Raw genomic sequence first — 13,778 nt, 5'->3', positions numbered from 1 at the left:
CCTGGAGCGTCTTGCGGCCACTGATCGCCTCCATGGCGACCTTGGCCTTGAACTCGGGGCTATGGGTGCGGCGTTTGCTCATGGGTGGGAGCCCCCTGTCAGGGGCGGTGCCCCGCCTCACAGGTTAACGATGGAGCCTGTCCAGAAAACCCAGACCACCTCACACGGCCGTGGGCTGCTGGGCAATGCTAGGGCGAACCAGGTTCATGGAACAGAATCCCATGGCTGGTTACTTCGTAGCTGCAGCCCGGGCATTGGAGCTTGCGGATTTCAGCAGCTAAGGCCTGAAGGAACGCGCTGCGGGGATGCCTGTTGAGGGGATGTTGATGTAGCCATTCCTCTGGACTGGGTGCGTGAATGATGGCCACGCAGGTGCCGCCACCGAACTCCCACCAGAACACAAGATCCAGCTCGTCCAGGCCGACGCTCACATCGCCGCTTCGGCCTTTGCTTTGGATCGTGACGCGATGGGTGAGATCCACATCCATGGTCTGTGGGGATGGGCATTGGCTCTGGCCTGCAGAGTCTTCGATTGCCTCTGCCAGCTTGTCCGGGACTTCGTAACCAGGGGCTCGAGGGCCTTGAGGGCCTGGAGGGGGCTGCCGTCTTTGGCCTGGCTCCGCCGACTTCGACAACTCTGGCCTCTTTTCCTACGGCCGTCAGCCGTTGACCTGGCCCGTATCCGTGCCCCTGTGGCGGTCTCCCTACGGGGACAGGGCCAGGTGTGCAGTGCTACAGCTCCGGCCTGAGCGCTTGCCTAGAACGCGCCGAGGTTCCGGCAGCGCCATGACCTCAGAACAGGCCGCCCAATTGATCGACGACACCCTGGACCTGGTGCACCAGCGCCTGCAGGTGCTGGAGGCGGGCCAGGAGGCCCGGGCCCACCGAGCCCTGGCCGAGGAGTTCCGCGAGTGGCGCCATCCCTCCGGCGGCCATATCGACCTGATGGTCTGCCCCGGATTTCCCCAGCTCTAGAGCCGTGGCTGAGCGCGCCGTTGCCGGTGGTGCGGGCGGCGCAGCCAGTGCCAGCAGGCCCAGCCGCTCAATGCCGCCGCCAGGCTGCCCACCACGGCGGAGCCCAGCAGCAGCCGGGAGGCGAAGTCCCAACCCAGGGCCAGCAGGCTTTCGAGGCGCACCAGCTCCGCTGCCCCGGGCCAGCCGCCACCCGGACCCAGCAGCAGGGAGCCCAGCTGGTAGTTGAGCCAGCAGAGCGGCAGCGTGGTGAGGGGGTTGCTGATCCAGGTGCCCGCCGCCGCCAGCAGGTGATTGCCCCGCACCAGGCTGGCCAGTGCCACCCCCAGCACGATCTGCAGGCCGAACAGCGGGAAGCAGCCGGTGAACACCCCCGCCGCCAGGCCCCGGGCCCGCTCCTCGGCGCTGCCCTCCTGCTGCCACAGCCAGCGCAGCCGCCGCCGGACATGGTGCAGCAGGCGCTGAATCGGCTGGTTGCGGCTTGCCATTGCGGTCCAGTCTGATCACCACTGCCTGGCCTGGCGCGCCACCGTCGCCGTCGGGGGCGAGGGCCCCAAGCCCTGACCGACACTGGAGATCCCCCTCCCCGTCTCCGCCTTGTTCGACGACACCATCGCCGCCGTGGCGACGGCCGTGGCCGCCGGGGCCGGCAGTGTGGCGATCGTGCGCCTCTCAGGCCCCCAGGCGGAAGCCATCGGCCGGCGCCTGTTTGTGGCCCCGGGCCAGCAGTGCTGGGAGAGTCACCGGGTGCTCTACGGGCACGTGGTGGATCCAGCCACCGGGGAGCGGGTGGATGAGGCCCTGCTGTTGCTGATGAAGGCCCCCCGCAGCTTCACCCGCGAGGACGTGGTGGAACTGCACTGCCACGGCGGCCTGATCTGCGTGCAGCGGGTGCTGGAGCTGGTGCTGGCCGCCGGGGCCCGGCGGGCCGGCGCCGGCGAGTTCAGCCAGCGGGCCTTCCTCAACGGCCGGCTTGATCTCACCCGGGCCGAGGCCGTGAGCGAGCTGGTGACGGCCCGCAGCCGCCGCGCGGCCCAGCTGGCGATGGCCGGCCTCGATGGCGGCCTGCAGCGCCGCATCGGCGGCCTGCGCGAGCGGCTGCTGGACCAGCTGGCCGAACTGGAGGCGCGGGTGGACTTCGAGGAGGACCTGCCGCCCCTGGACGCCGCGGCGGTGGTGGCCGAGCTGGAGGCGGTGCGGGGAGCCCTGCTGCAGCTGGTGGCCGACGCCCAACGGGGGCAACTGCTGCGCGAGGGCCTGAAGGTGGCGATCGTGGGCCGCCCCAACGTGGGCAAGTCCAGCCTGCTGAATCGGCTCAGCCGCACGGAGCGGGCGATCGTGACCGACCTACCCGGCACCACCCGCGACCTGGTGGAGAGCGAGCTGGTGATCCAGGGCGTGCCGCTCACCCTGCTCGACACCGCCGGCATCCGCGCCACCGACGACCGGGTGGAGCAGCTGGGCATCGCCCGCAGCCGCGCCGCCCTGGCCGCCGCCGATGTGGTGCTGCTGCTCTTCGATCTGGAGGCCGGCTGGACCGCCGGCGACCAGGAGCTGCGGGAGCAGGTTCCCCCAGGGGTGCCGCTGCTGGTGGTGGGCAACAAGGCGGATCTCGCGGGGGGCCTGGCGGGGCCGGCAGGAGCGGAGCCCACTGCCCCAGCCGCCGCCCCCGCCGTCGCCGATGCCTGCATCAGTGCCCTCTCGGGCGCGGGCCAGGAGCATCTGGAGCAGGCCCTGCTGCGCCGTTGCGGCCATGGCGGCGACCAGGGCCTGCAGGTAGCCCTCAACCGCCGCCAGCACGACCTCGCCGCGGCGGCAGCCGCGGCCCTGGCCCGCAGCCTCGAGGCCGCCCAGCAGCAGCTCCCCTGGGACTTCTGGACCATCGACCTGCGCGCCGCAGCGCGCGCCCTGGGCGAGATCACCGGCGAGGAGATCAACGAGGCGGTGCTGGATCGGGTGTTCGCGCGCTTCTGCATCGGCAAGTAGCCCGCCCCGCGCCTGCCTGGGCTCGGGGCGCCGGGATGCCGCTCAGGTCTGCTGGCGCCACTGGGCATGGGAGAGGCGCGGTACCTCGAAGCGATCGCTGGTGCGGCAGTACAGCGAGGGCGACCCCAGCCGGCCGATGGGGCTGAAGTCGGCGACGTGCTGCTGTGGATCGAGCAGCTGGTCGGCCACATGGAACAGCACCACCTCCGCGATCACGAGTTGGTTGGAGCCCAGGGGCAGCACCTGGTGCAGCCGGCACTCCAGGCTGGCCTGCGCCGCCGCCAGCCGCGGAGCGGTGACGTGAATACCGGGGCTCAGGTCCAGTCCCGCAGCCGTCGCTTCGCTCTCCTCCGCCGGGAAATCCGCCGCTGAAATGTTCATGGCGGCGAGCAGCTCCTCCGTGACCAGATTCACCACGAACACGCCGGTGTCCTGGATGTTGCGGGCTGTGTCTTTCGGCTCACCACTGCTCCGCTGGCCGATGCTCACCACCACATAGGGAGGGTCACTGCCCACCACGTTGAAGTAGCTGAAGGGTGCCAGGTTGGGCACGCCGGCCTTGCTCAAGCTGGTGATCCAGGCGATCGGCCGCGGCACCACCAGGCTGGTGATCAGGTTGTAGTTGTCGGCCTTGGATTGGCGGGAGGGGTCGAACTGCATGGGATGGGGCGTTCGGCTGATCATGCGGAGGCAGCGACGCACGTCTGCCTCGCACCGTGAGCGTCGCCGATACTGCCGGCATTGAGGGGTATCCATGGGCATTGCAAACCGCCGCATCCAGGGGGCGGCCGCCGGATGGCCCGGCCTCATCGGCAGCTCCCGCCCCGGGATCTCCAGGGCCCTGCTGGGCCTGACGGCGCTGCTCGCCCTCGCGGCCGGGCCGGCCCCAGCGGTCGAGAACCTCAACACCTCGTTGGAAGAGATCTGCCGGCCGCTGCTGGAGCTGAACACCAAGCTCGGCGCCTCGGCGGCCCCCGGTTCGCCTGCCGGTGGCCTGATGCAGAAGGAACTCTCGCTCTCCGCCGCCCAGTACGGGGCGCTCTGGTCGCTGCTGAAGCTCACGCCCACCCCTGGCTGCAGCCGCCTCTACTGAGGGCCATCGCCGCCAGCATTGGGGGGAGTCCCAAGGTGTGAGGCCCGTGATCGACTTTCGCATCCAGCTGCCTCCGGAACAGCGCCAGGTCCTTGGGGAGGCGGGCCTCGCCGCCCTGATGGCGGTGGCCCACTGCGCCGATGCCGGCCCCTCACCCAAGGCCCTGGCCGCCATCCGCGGCGTGCGCGACCACCTGCTGCGGATCGAGCTGGACCTGGAGACGCTGCCCAGCCTCGATCCCATCCGCGTGGCGGAGCGGGTGCGGGATGTGAACCCCGATCCCCAGTGGCGGGAGCGAATCCTGCGGGGCATGACCCTGGTCGCCCTGCTCGACGGAGAGCCCAACCAGGCCCAGCTGGCCCTGCTGGAGGCCAGTGCCCGGGCCTTCGGCGTGGATGCGGCCCCCGTGCGGACCTTCCGCCAGTTGATGGCCCACCAGCTGGCCCTGGTGCGGCTCGACATCGGCCGCCGCGGCTTCGTGGCTCCGGCCCTGGGGGCCACCCTGCGGGACGAGGGCCTGGCGGGCGCCCTCGGGGTGGCGCGGGTGCTGCTGGGCCAGGGCGATCCCGCCCTGGCGGCCCGCTATCGCGCCCTGCTCGACTACCCCGCAGGCAGCTTTGGCCAGGCCTACGCCAGCTTCATCACCCACAACGGCTTCAGTTTCCCCGGAGAGGTGGGCGGCCCACCCCCGCCGGTGATGCACCACGACTGCTGCCACGTGCTGGGTGGCTATGGCACCACGGCGGCGGAAGAGGGGGCCGTTCTCGGCTTCCAGGCCGGCTTCGAGCGGGCTGATCCCTTCTACGTGCTGATGTTTGCCCTGGCGGAGTTCGAGCTGGGGCTGGGCGTGTCGCCCTTCATCCCCGGCCAGCGCGACCAGCTGGATGTGGATCGAATCTTCGCCGGTATCGAGCATGGCGCCCAGGTGAACGTGGATCTACTGGCCGGCATTGATCCCTGGGAGCACTTCGTCGAGCCGCTTGCCCTGGTGCGCGAGCGCTTCAACGTGCTTCCCCGGGGCCGGGAGCCCGAGTACCCGCCACCCCCGGCCGCTACCTCGTCGCCTGTCTGAGGCCCTGGGGTAGAAGGGAAGAATGTCCCCGTCCTGCGCCGCGGCCCTGCTGGCCCACCCCGGTCTTGAGGCGCAGCTTCGCGCCTGGCTGAGCGAAGACATCGGCCGCGGCGACCTCACCGCCCCCGCCCTGCTGGGCCGCGGCGGGCGGGCCCACTGGATTGCCAAGCAGGCGGGCCTGTTCTGCGGCGGCGTGCTGGTGGAGCCCCTGTTCCGGCTGCTGGATCCGGCGGTGACCATCACGCTGCTGGTGGCCGACGGCGAGCCCGTGGTGGCGGGCCAGCGGCTGCTGGACCTGGAGGGCTCGGCGGCGGCCCTGGTGGCGGGGGAGCGCACTGCGCTGAATCTGGCCATGCGCCTCTCCGGTATCGCCAGTGCCACCGCCGAGCTGGTGGCGCGGCTGGCCGGCACGGGCGTCGCCCTGGCCGACACCCGCAAGACCACCCCGGGCCTGCGCATCCTCGAGAAGTACGCCGTGCGCTGCGGCGGCGGCGTCAACCACCGCCTCGGCCTGGACGACGCGGCGATGCTCAAGGAGAACCATCTGGCCTGGGCCGGCGGCGTGGCCCCGGCGATCGCGGCCGTGCGGGCCTCGGCCCCCTGGCCGGCCCGCGTGATCGTGGAGGCCGAGACGGCCGCCGAGGCCGAGGCCGCCGTGGCGGCCGGCGCCGATGGGGTGCTGCTGGATGAATTCGCCCCGGCGGAGTTGCGCCTGCTGGTGCCTCGCCTGCGGGAGTTGGCCGCTGGTCGTGCTGCCGGCGGCCGGGTCGTGCTGGAGGCCTCCGGCGTGCAGCCCGAGCAGCTGGCGGCGGTGGCGGCCACCGGCATCGACCTGGTCTCCACCAGCGCCCCGGTCACCCGCAGCTCCTGGCTGGACCTCAGCATGCGCTTCGAGGCCTGAGCCCGGCTCAGTCCACCCGGAAGGTCACGGCCATCACGGCGGTGATGTCCTTCTGGATTGTGGTGGTGTCGTAGGAGCCCGTGTCGCTGGTCTCGGTGGAATCCGGCACGGTGATCTGGAAGGAGCCGGTATCGGCGTTGGTGATGGCGCCGATGCCGCTGCCCGCCTCGCGGGCAATGGCCTGGGCCCTGGCCCGGGCGTCGCGGGTGGCCTTGGCCAGCATCTCCACCCGCTTCTCCGCCAGCCCGGTGAAGGTGTAGGCGGGGCGGTTGATCGTGAGCGGCACCCCCTGGCCGATCAGCACGCCGATCTCGCCGGCAATGCGGTGCACCTTCTCCACGTCGCGGCTGCCCACCTTCACCGCCTGGCGGGCGGTCCAGCTGGTGGAGCGCAGTTCGCCGGTGCGGGGATCGCGCACCTCCTCCTTCTCCGTGCCCACCGCGTCCAGTTCCAGCTCGTCTGCGGCGATCCCCTTCGCCTTGAGGAAGGTCACCACCTGCTGCACAAGGGGCTGCAGGGACTGGTAGGCCGCCTGCTGGCTGGCCCCGCCCTGGCGCACCTCCACCGACCAGTCGACGTAGTCGCTGCGGATCCGCTCGGTGCTGGTGCCGGTCACGGTGATCGTGTCGTTGGCCTGGCGGATGCCCTTCACGAGCACGGTGCTGGCCCCGATCAGCCCCACCCCCAGCACCGCCATGGCGAACACCAGCGGTGGGGTGCGGCGCAGCAGGGCCCAGCCGTGCTGGGGCAGGGAGGCAAGGGGGGCCATGCGGCGCGTGGCACTGGGCCCGCAAGCTAGACACGGCCCGCCGCACGCGTCTTCCGCCGCAGCGGGGCCCATGAAGAAACCCCGTATCCGGGATGCAAACGCGCTGGCGCTTCCCACACTGAGGCCGGACTTCGCCGCACGCCCCTTGCCGCGCCCCGTCCTGTCGATTCCCTCCCGGTTGCGTGCCGGCATCGCGGCCCTGGGGTTGCTGGCGTTGCTGGCGCCGGTGGCCCAGGCCCGGGCCGAGGGCGTGGTGGATCGCGTCGCCCGTACCGGCCAGCTGGTGCTGATCGGCGATCCCGCCCAGCCACCGCTGCTCAGCCGCGACGGCCAGGGCCAGCCCCAGGGCTATGGGGTGGTGGTGGCCCGTCGGATCGCGGCCGAGCTGGCCGCGGCCGTGGGCCGGCCGGTGTCGCTGCGTTTTCAGCCCGTCACCGACCCGGCGACCCTGGGCCAGCGCATCGCCCAGGGCAAGGCCGATCTGGCCTGCGGGGTGCCCTTCTCCTGGGAGCGCGACATGACGGTCGATTTCTCCCTGCCGATCGGCCTCTCCGGTCTGCGCCTGCTGGCCCCCGCCGGCCGCTTTGACGGCGCACCGGAGGCCCTGGCGGGCCGGGCCATCGGCGTGGTGCGCGACTCCCTGGCCGAGACCGAGCTGCGCGGCATGCAGCCCGCCGCCCGGGTGGTGCCCTTCCCGACCCTGGCGGAGGCCGTCAACGCTCTGCTGGCGGCGCGGGTGGAGGGCGTGATCGGCGATTCCTCGCTGCTGGCCGGCCTGGTGAATGCCCGGGGGGCCAGCGGCCTGGCGCTCACGCCGGAGCTGCCCTACGAGCGCTACGCGGTGGCCTGTCTGGTGCCGGAGAACGACTCCCCCTTCCGCAACCTGGCGAACCTGGCCATCGCCCGTCTGCTGCAGGATTACCTCGACGGTCAGCCCGAGGCGGTGGCGGCGGTTGATCGCTGGCTCGGGCCAGGCAGTGCCCTCAAACTGCCGCAGGATCGGATCCGCGCTTACTTCGAAACGGTGTTACTGGGGGTGGAGGCGATCCGGCCCCTGCCAGCCGCGACGGCCTCCCGCCGCCCGGCTCCCTGAGCTGCGGGCCCCGCGGCCCTGCGCACGTCCTGCTCTGCTTCCACCCCGGCTCCGTTCCGATGGCGTTCTTTTCCCGCTCCCGCCTGTTCGGCATCCTGCTGATCTCGGCCTCGCTGCCCTTCGATGCCGCGGCGGCGCTCGCGACGGGGCTGGCCTCCCAGCCGAGCGTCCCTGACGCCCCGCCACCGGCGGGGGAGACGGCCGCCAGCCTGGATGCGCGGCTACGCCGCATTGCCGCCGCCGTGCGGGAGCGCCAGGGGCACGAGAGCGAAACTGCCGAGGCCTCCCAGGCCGCTGAGGCGCCCCCGACTGGCCTGCCGGCGGACGCCCTGGCGCGGGTGTTCGTCAACGGGCCGGGGATTGGCTGGGTCAACGGCGGCTTCCGCAATGGAGGCTTCCGCAACGGCGGTTTCTACAACGGCGGCTTCCGTAACGGCGGCTTCTACAACGGCGGCTTCCGCAACGGTGGCTTCCGCAATGGCGGCTGGTTCAACGGCAACAGCGGCTGGCGCAACCACTGGTGACGGAGCGGGTGCGTGAGCTGGTGAGCGAGGCCTCTCCCCCGGCCTTCGGGCCCGTGCGGCTGCTGGTGCTGCAGCCCACCCCCTTCTGCAACCTCGACTGCGACTACTGCTACCTGCCCAACCGCGACGACCGCAGCCGGCTGCCGTTCGAGGTGCTGGATGCCGCCCTGGCCCGGGTGCTCGACAGCCCCTACCAGGATGGGGGCTTCAACCTGCTCTGGCATGCGGGCGAGCCGCTCACCATGCCGATCGCCTTTTACGACGCCGCCACCGCCCGCATCCAGCAGGCCCTGGAGCACCGCGGCCTGCCGCCCCACACCATCACCCAGTCGCTGCAGACCAACGCCACGGTGATCGACGCCGCCTGGTGTGACTGCTTCGAGCGCAACGGCATCCACGTGGGGGTGAGCATGGACGGCCCCGCCTTCCTGCACGACGCCCATCGCCGCACCCGCACCGGTCGGCCCACCCACGCGGCGGTGATGCGCGGCATCGACTGGCTGCAGCGCCGTGCCATCCCCTTCCAGGTGATCTGCGTGCTCACCGCCGACGCCCTCGACCACGCCGACGCGCTCTTCGACTTCTTCGTGGCGCACGGCATCACCGACGTGGGCTTCAACATGGAGGAGACCGAGGGCGAGAACGCCGCCTCCAGCCTGGAGCGCCCCGATGGGGAGGGCCGCTACCGCGCCTTCCTGGAGCGGTTCTGGCAGCGGTCGATGGCCGATCCCGATGCCCTGCGGCTGCGGGAGTTCGAGGGGATCACTGCCCTGGCCTGCAGCGACCAGCGCCTGGCCGCCACCGATATGAACACCCCCTTCGTGATCGTGAATGTGGATGCCCGCGGCAACGTCTCCACATTTGATCCGGAGCTGCTCTCGGTGCCCACCGCCGAGTACGGCGACTTCGCCTTCGGCAACGTGCTGACAGCCAGCCTTGAGGAGCTGGCGGCCACGCCGAAGTTCCAGCGCGTGCACCGCGCGATCCACTCCGGCGTGGAGCGCTGCCGCAGCGGCTGCGCCTACTTCGGCCTGTGCGGTGGCGGTGCCGGCAGCAACAAGTACTGGGAAGCGGGCACGTTCGACTGCAGCGAGACCCAGGCCTGCCGCTATCGCATCCAGCTGGTGGCCGATGTGGTGCTGGCCGGCATGGAGCGGGAGCTGGGCCTGGCGGCCTGAGGTTGCTTCACTGTCGCCGCCGGCCATCGCGTCGCGCAGATCGGCAATCAGACCCTGAAGCTCCGCCTAGCCGACCAGCGCCTGTCCCGTCGCGGCCGCGTGCTGCGGCAGCCGCGGATCCCCCAGACGCAGCCCATCCCGCACGGCCATCAGTCGATCCTCTCGAGGTGCAGGGCATCGGTGCTCCCCTGGTGGCCCTGGTCGTAGCGGCTGGCCACGAAGCGGCCCCGCCAGCCGGGCGGCAGCTCCGCCAGCAGCCCCTCGGCGTAGGGATGGCGGCGGGCGTTGAGGGCGATGGTGTGGGCGGGATAGAGGCGCACCTGGCGGCGACTCACCCGGCACAGCTCAGCCAGGGCCCGGCGATGCCAGGCCAGATCCAGCCCGGCGCCGGTCATCAGACCGCCATCGGCCAGGGGGGCGTAGCTGAAGAGCAGATGGCCACTGAGCACCAGATCGAAGCTGGCATCGGCGAAGGGGAGATCCGGCAGGGCCGCGGCGAGGTAGCGATCCGGGTGGTCGCGGCGGTCGGCGAGAAAGGCCTCCAGGGCCTCGATGTGCTCCCGGCGGCAGGCCTCCAGATCGAAGTCGGGCCGCAGGTCGTCGCTGGTGGCCTGTACCGCCATGGTGTGCTCCAGATCCGCCAGGGCGCGCTGCTTGAGGGCGGAGGGGGCCAGGGCGTAGAGCGGATCCACCGCCGTCACGTCGCAGCCCTCGCGACGCAGGCGAGCCGCGAGGGAGCCCGGACCGCCGGGGCAGTCGAGCACGGATCCTCCCCGCCACTGCCGCAGCTCAGCGGCGAGGTTGAACATGGCCAGGGCCTGCTCGCCCAGCCGCCCGTAGAAGACGACACTCTCGAATTCCATGGCGTGGCGCTTCCATGGGGTGCCGCACCCTGCGGGCACCATCCCAGGGTCCCCACTCTGGCCCCACCGTGACGAACTGGGGGCACCACCGCGGGGCCGGCATCTCCCCGCCCCCAGGGCGACGGGGGATGATCAGGGCTGCGCCTGCCTCGTGGGCGCCCTGCCGCCTCCCCTCGCAGCCCCATGCTCCGCCTCGCCCAAGCCCTGGACGCTCACCTGCGCGCGGCGATGGAGCGGGCCTTCCCGGAGGCCGCCGCCGAGGCGAGCGCCGCGGGGCGGGCCCTCGACCCCCAGCTGGCCCCGGCCTCCAAGCCCGAATTCGGCGATTTCCAGGCCAACGGCGCCCTGCCCCTGGCCAAGCCCCTGGGCCAGCCGCCGCGGGCCATCGCCACGGCGATCGTGGAACAGCTGGCGGCCGATCCCGCCTTCGCCGAGCTGTGTGAGCCGCCCCAGATCGCCGGCCCCGGCTTCATCAACCTCACCCTGCGGCCCGAGCGGCTGGCGGCGGAGGTGCAGGCCCGCCTGGGGGATCCGCGCCTGGGGGTGCCGAGCGTGGCGGTGGAGGCCGCAGCCCCGTCAGGCGCTGCGGGTGCGGCGCTGGCCCCGGTGATCGTGGATTTCTCCAGCCCCAACATCGCCAAGGAGATGCACGTGGGGCACCTGCGCTCCACGATCATCGGCGACTCGCTGGCGCGGCTGCTGGAGTTCCGCGGCCACCCGGTGCTGCGGCTCAACCACGTGGGCGACTGGGGCACCCAGTTCGGGATGCTGATCACCCACCTCAAGCAGGTGGCGCCCGAGGCCCTCACCACGGCCGATGCGGTGGACCTCGGCGATCTGGTGGCCTTCTACCGCCAGGCCAAGGCCCGCTTCGACGAGGACGAGGTCTTCCAGGTCACCTCGCGCGAGGAGGTGGTGAAGCTGCAGGGCGGTGATCCGGTGAGCCGCAAGGCCTGGCAGCTGCTGTGCGACCAGAGCCGCCGCGAATTCCAGAAGATCTACGACTGGCTCGACATTCGCCTGAACGAGCGCGGCGAGTCGTTCTACAACCCCTACCTGGAGGGAGTCGTCACCGACCTCGACACCTCTGGCCTGCTGGTGACTGACGACGGTGCCCGCTGCGTGTTTCTCGAGGGGGTGAGTGGCAAGGACGGCAAGCCCCTGCCGGTGATCGTGCAGAAGAGCGACGGCGGCTTCAACTACGCCACCACCGACCTGGCGGCGATCCGCTACCGATTCGGTGCGGCCCCCGAGGGCGATGGCGCCCGCCGCGTGATCTATGTGACCGATGCCGGCCAGGCCAATCACTTCGCCGGGGTGTTCCAGGTGGCCCGCCGCGCCGGTTGGATCCCCGAGGGGGGGCGGCTGGAACACGTGCCCTTCGGGCTGGTGCAAGGGGAGGACGGTAAGAAGCTGAAAACCCGCGCCGGCGACACGGTGCGTCTGCGCGATCTGCTCGATGAGGCAGTGGAGCGGGCGGAGGCCGACCTGCGTCGCCGCCTGGCCGAAGAGGAGCGCAGCGAAGACGAGGCCTTCATCCAGCACGTGGCCACCACCGTGGGCCTGGCGGCTGTGAAGTACGCCGACCTCAGCCAGAACCGGATCACCAACTACCAGTTCAGCTTTGATCGGATGCTGGCACTGCAGGGCAATACGGCCCCCTATCTGCTCTATGCCGTGGTGCGCATCGCCGGCATCGCCCGCAAGGGTGGGGACCTTGGGGCTGAGGCCAGCGGAGCCGGCCCTGAGGGCCTCCACTTCACCGAGCCCCAGGAGTGGACTCTGGTGCGGGAACTGCTCAAGCTCGATGCGGTGATCGCCGAGGTGGAAGAGGAGTTGCTGCCCAATCGTCTCTGCACCTACCTGTTCGAACTCAGCCAGGTGTTCAACCGCTTCTACGACCAGGTGCCGGTGCTCAAGGCGGAGCAGTCGGCCCGCTCCTCCCGCCTGGCCCTCTGCCGCCTCACCGCAGACACACTGCGGCTGGGTCTGGGCCTGCTGGGGATTCCGACCCTGGAGCGGATGTGAGCGGCAGCTGCAGATCGCTGCGCCGCAGGCCCAGGCGGCGCAGCCCAATCAGCTGAATACAGCCAGCTCAAGTCAGCCAGCTGATGAAGCGCTGGATCACCAGCGAATTGGCGATGTCGACAAAGAAGCCCGACACCAGCGGCAGGATCAGGAAAGCCTTGGCGGCGGGGCCATAGGTCTGGGTGACGGCGGCCATGTTGGCCATCGCCGTGGGGGTGGCCCCCAGCGAGAATCCGCCGAAGCCTGCGCAGATCACCGCCGCCTGGTAGTTGCTGCCCATCAGCCGGAACACCACCAGCAGGGCATAGGCGAAGGCGATCAGGAACTGCACCCCCAGGATCAGCAGCAGCGGGCCGCCCAGGCCCTGCAGCGTCCACAGCTGCAGGCTCATCAGCGACATGGCCAGGAACACCCCCAGCGCCACATCTGACACCACCGCCAAGGCTGTGCTGTGGGCTGGCCAGGGGATTCGCACCAGCCGTGGCAGGGTGTTGGTGAGCAGGATGCCGGCGAACAGGGCGCAGACGAACAGGGGCAGGCTGCGGCCCAGGGCGTCCAGGGCGGCGTAGATCAGTTGGCCGAGCCCCAGGCACATGTTGAGCCAGAACAGGGTGGCCAGCAGCTGGAAGCTGGTGATCGGCGGCCCTGGCAGGGCCGTTTCCTCCATCGGGTCCCTCAGGGCTTCGGCCTCGGGCTGCTGATCGGGCATGGGGATGCGGTGGATCAGGATCCGGGCGATCGGTCCGCCCATCAGCGCCGAGAGGATGAGGCCGAGCGTGGCGCTGGCCGCACCGATCTCCACCGCGCTCCGCACGCCGTGCAACTCGGCGAAGCGAGGCCCCCAGGCGATTGCCGTGCCGTGCCCCCCCACCAGTGACACCGAACCGGTGAGCAACCCCACCAGAGGATTGAGGCCCAGCAGGCTGGCCATGGTCACGCCTGCGAGGTTCTGGAGCACGATGTAGACCACCGTGGCGGCCAGCAGGATCAACAGTGGCCAGCCACCACTGCGCAGGGTGCGCACATCGGCGTTCAGTCCGATGCCGGCGAAGAAATAAAGCAGCAAAAAGTCGCGCACTGCCAGGTTGAAGCCCAGCTCGAGCCCGCTCACGGCGTGCAGCACACCCACAAGCAGGCTCACCAGCAGACCGCTGGTGACCGGCTCGGGGATGTTGTAACTGCGTAGGAAGTGAAGGCGCCGGTGCAGGAGCTTGCCGACCGCCAATACCATGATCGCGATGTTGAAGCTGGCAAACGCGCCGATCTCGATCTGCTGCATTGGGCGGCCGCTTTTTTTGG

General features: G+C 70.8%; 15 protein-coding genes. 9 read left to right on the top strand and 6 right to left on the bottom strand.

From position 1 onward, the window contains the following. Nucleotides 1-188: 188 nt before the first annotated feature. Nucleotides 189-488: a hypothetical protein gene (locus tag CJZ98_RS12410; RefSeq protein ID WP_094591449.1), complete on the bottom strand. Its 300-nt coding sequence runs from the start codon at nucleotides 486-488 to the stop codon at nucleotides 189-191. 298 nt (nucleotides 489-786) lie between these two features. On the opposite strand from CJZ98_RS12410, the gene CJZ98_RS12405 reads away from it, so the two are divergent. Beyond that, the gene (locus tag CJZ98_RS12405; RefSeq protein ID WP_094591448.1) at nucleotides 787-975 is read left to right on the top strand and encodes a hypothetical protein; all 189 of its coding nucleotides are present in this window, start codon (nucleotides 787-789) and stop codon (nucleotides 973-975) included. On the opposite strand, the gene CJZ98_RS12400 is transcribed toward CJZ98_RS12405, so the two are convergent. After that, entirely contained in the window at nucleotides 972-1,460 is a 489-nt protein-coding gene (locus tag CJZ98_RS12400) for a DUF2062 domain-containing protein (RefSeq protein ID WP_094591447.1), read from the bottom strand. The genes CJZ98_RS12405 and CJZ98_RS12400 overlap by 4 nt on opposite strands. 109 nt (nucleotides 1,461-1,569) lie before the next feature. On the opposite strand from CJZ98_RS12400, the gene mnmE reads away from it, so the two are divergent. Next, nucleotides 1,570-2,958 (top strand): tRNA uridine-5-carboxymethylaminomethyl(34) synthesis GTPase MnmE, encoded by a 1,389-nt coding sequence (gene mnmE / locus CJZ98_RS12395; protein WP_094591446.1) that lies wholly within the window; start codon nucleotides 1,570-1,572, stop codon nucleotides 2,956-2,958. A 42-nt stretch (nucleotides 2,959-3,000) separates the two neighbouring features. Here the strand turns inward: mnmE and CJZ98_RS12390 are convergent, their stop codons facing one another. After that, nucleotides 3,001-3,618: a flavin reductase family protein gene (locus CJZ98_RS12390; protein ID WP_094591445.1), complete on the bottom strand. Its 618-nt coding sequence runs from the start codon at nucleotides 3,616-3,618 to the stop codon at nucleotides 3,001-3,003. A gap of 94 nt (nucleotides 3,619-3,712) precedes the next feature. Here CJZ98_RS12390 and CJZ98_RS12385 point away from each other — a divergent pair, with 94 nt between their 5' ends. From CJZ98_RS12385 to nadC, 3 genes are read left to right on the top strand one after another with little or no spacing between them, the layout of a single operon-like run. After that, complete coding sequence (locus tag CJZ98_RS12385; RefSeq protein ID WP_094591444.1) at nucleotides 3,713-4,051, top strand: hypothetical protein; 339 nt, start codon at nucleotides 3,713-3,715, stop codon at nucleotides 4,049-4,051. Between the two features lie 46 nt (nucleotides 4,052-4,097). Continuing rightward, entirely contained in the window at nucleotides 4,098-5,123 is a 1,026-nt protein-coding gene (locus CJZ98_RS12380) for a TerB family tellurite resistance protein (protein WP_232756447.1), read from the top strand. 22 nt (nucleotides 5,124-5,145) lie between these two features. After that, nucleotides 5,146-6,024: a carboxylating nicotinate-nucleotide diphosphorylase gene (gene nadC / locus CJZ98_RS12375; RefSeq protein WP_094591442.1), complete on the top strand. Its 879-nt coding sequence runs from the start codon at nucleotides 5,146-5,148 to the stop codon at nucleotides 6,022-6,024. Between the two features lie 7 nt (nucleotides 6,025-6,031). Here the strand turns inward: nadC and CJZ98_RS12370 are convergent, their stop codons facing one another. Beyond that, the gene (locus CJZ98_RS12370) at nucleotides 6,032-6,793 is read right to left on the bottom strand and encodes an SIMPL domain-containing protein (RefSeq protein WP_232756446.1); all 762 of its coding nucleotides are present in this window, start codon (nucleotides 6,791-6,793) and stop codon (nucleotides 6,032-6,034) included. Between the two features lie 145 nt (nucleotides 6,794-6,938). Here CJZ98_RS12370 and grrP point away from each other — a divergent pair, with 145 nt between their 5' ends. Genes grrP through grrM form a run of 3 tightly spaced genes read left to right on the top strand, consistent with a single transcriptional unit; the run spans nucleotide 6,939 to nucleotide 9,588 of the window. Then, on the top strand, nucleotides 6,939-7,886 hold the full coding sequence (gene grrP / locus CJZ98_RS12365) for an extracellular substrate binding-like orphan protein GrrP (protein ID WP_232756445.1): 948 nt from the start codon (nucleotides 6,939-6,941) through the stop codon (nucleotides 7,884-7,886). A gap of 59 nt (nucleotides 7,887-7,945) precedes the next feature. Then, complete coding sequence (gene grrA / locus CJZ98_RS12360; RefSeq protein WP_094591440.1) at nucleotides 7,946-8,410, top strand: GrrA/OscA1 family cyclophane-containing rSAM-modified RiPP; 465 nt, start codon at nucleotides 7,946-7,948, stop codon at nucleotides 8,408-8,410. Further along, nucleotides 8,407-9,588: a cyclophane-forming radical SAM/SPASM peptide maturase GrrM/OscB gene (gene grrM, locus CJZ98_RS12355; protein ID WP_232756444.1), complete on the top strand. Its 1,182-nt coding sequence runs from the start codon at nucleotides 8,407-8,409 to the stop codon at nucleotides 9,586-9,588. Before grrA ends, grrM begins: the two co-directional genes overlap by 4 nt. Nucleotides 9,589-9,737: 149 nt before the next feature. On the opposite strand, the gene CJZ98_RS18355 is transcribed toward grrM, so the two are convergent. Beyond that, nucleotides 9,738-10,451 carry a methyltransferase domain-containing protein gene (locus CJZ98_RS18355; protein WP_232756443.1) on the bottom strand — a complete coding sequence of 238 codons (714 nt, stop codon included), beginning with the start codon at nucleotides 10,449-10,451 and terminating at the stop codon, nucleotides 9,738-9,740. A gap of 183 nt (nucleotides 10,452-10,634) precedes the next feature. Here CJZ98_RS18355 and argS point away from each other — a divergent pair, with 183 nt between their 5' ends. Continuing rightward, the gene (gene argS, locus CJZ98_RS12345; RefSeq protein ID WP_094591438.1) at nucleotides 10,635-12,479 is read left to right on the top strand and encodes an arginine--tRNA ligase; all 1,845 of its coding nucleotides are present in this window, start codon (nucleotides 10,635-10,637) and stop codon (nucleotides 12,477-12,479) included. A 67-nt stretch (nucleotides 12,480-12,546) separates the two neighbouring features. On the opposite strand, the gene gltS is transcribed toward argS, so the two are convergent. Beyond that, nucleotides 12,547-13,758, bottom strand: a complete 1,212-nt coding sequence (gene gltS / locus CJZ98_RS12340; RefSeq protein ID WP_094591437.1) for a sodium/glutamate symporter — start codon at nucleotides 13,756-13,758, stop codon at nucleotides 12,547-12,549. Nucleotides 13,759-13,778 lie beyond the last annotated feature (20 nt).

Source organism: Vulcanococcus limneticus LL, from assembly GCF_002252705.1.
Classification (GTDB): Bacteria; Cyanobacteriota; Cyanobacteriia; order PCC-6307; family Cyanobiaceae; genus Vulcanococcus; species Vulcanococcus limneticus.
The sequence above is the reverse complement of the archived record's forward strand: the minus strand, read 5'-3'. Positions and strand labels throughout refer to the sequence as shown.

What these genes read in the sequence shown, in the direction of transcription:
- CJZ98_RS12410 (WP_094591449.1), bottom strand. Translation starts at nt 488, where the DNA reads ATGGATGTGGATCTCACCCATCGCGTCACGATCCAAAGCAAAGGCCGA.
- CJZ98_RS12405 (WP_094591448.1), top strand. Translation starts at nt 787, where the DNA reads ATGACCTCAGAACAGGCCGCCCAATTGATCGACGACACCCTGGACCTG.
- CJZ98_RS12400 (WP_094591447.1), bottom strand. Translation starts at nt 1,460, where the DNA reads ATGGCAAGCCGCAACCAGCCGATTCAGCGCCTGCTGCACCATGTCCGG.
- CJZ98_RS12390 (WP_094591445.1), bottom strand. Translation starts at nt 3,618, where the DNA reads ATGCAGTTCGACCCCTCCCGCCAATCCAAGGCCGACAACTACAACCTG.
- CJZ98_RS12385 (WP_094591444.1), top strand. Translation starts at nt 3,713, where the DNA reads ATGGGCATTGCAAACCGCCGCATCCAGGGGGCGGCCGCCGGATGGCCC.
- nadC (WP_094591442.1), top strand. Translation starts at nt 5,146, where the DNA reads ATGTCCCCGTCCTGCGCCGCGGCCCTGCTGGCCCACCCCGGTCTTGAG.
- CJZ98_RS12370 (WP_232756446.1), bottom strand. Translation starts at nt 6,793, where the DNA reads ATGGCCCCCCTTGCCTCCCTGCCCCAGCACGGCTGGGCCCTGCTGCGC.
- grrA (WP_094591440.1), top strand. Translation starts at nt 7,946, where the DNA reads ATGGCGTTCTTTTCCCGCTCCCGCCTGTTCGGCATCCTGCTGATCTCG.
- CJZ98_RS18355 (WP_232756443.1), bottom strand. Translation starts at nt 10,451, where the DNA reads ATGGAATTCGAGAGTGTCGTCTTCTACGGGCGGCTGGGCGAGCAGGCC.
- argS (WP_094591438.1), top strand. Translation starts at nt 10,635, where the DNA reads ATGCTCCGCCTCGCCCAAGCCCTGGACGCTCACCTGCGCGCGGCGATG.
- gltS (WP_094591437.1), bottom strand. Translation starts at nt 13,758, where the DNA reads ATGCAGCAGATCGAGATCGGCGCGTTTGCCAGCTTCAACATCGCGATC.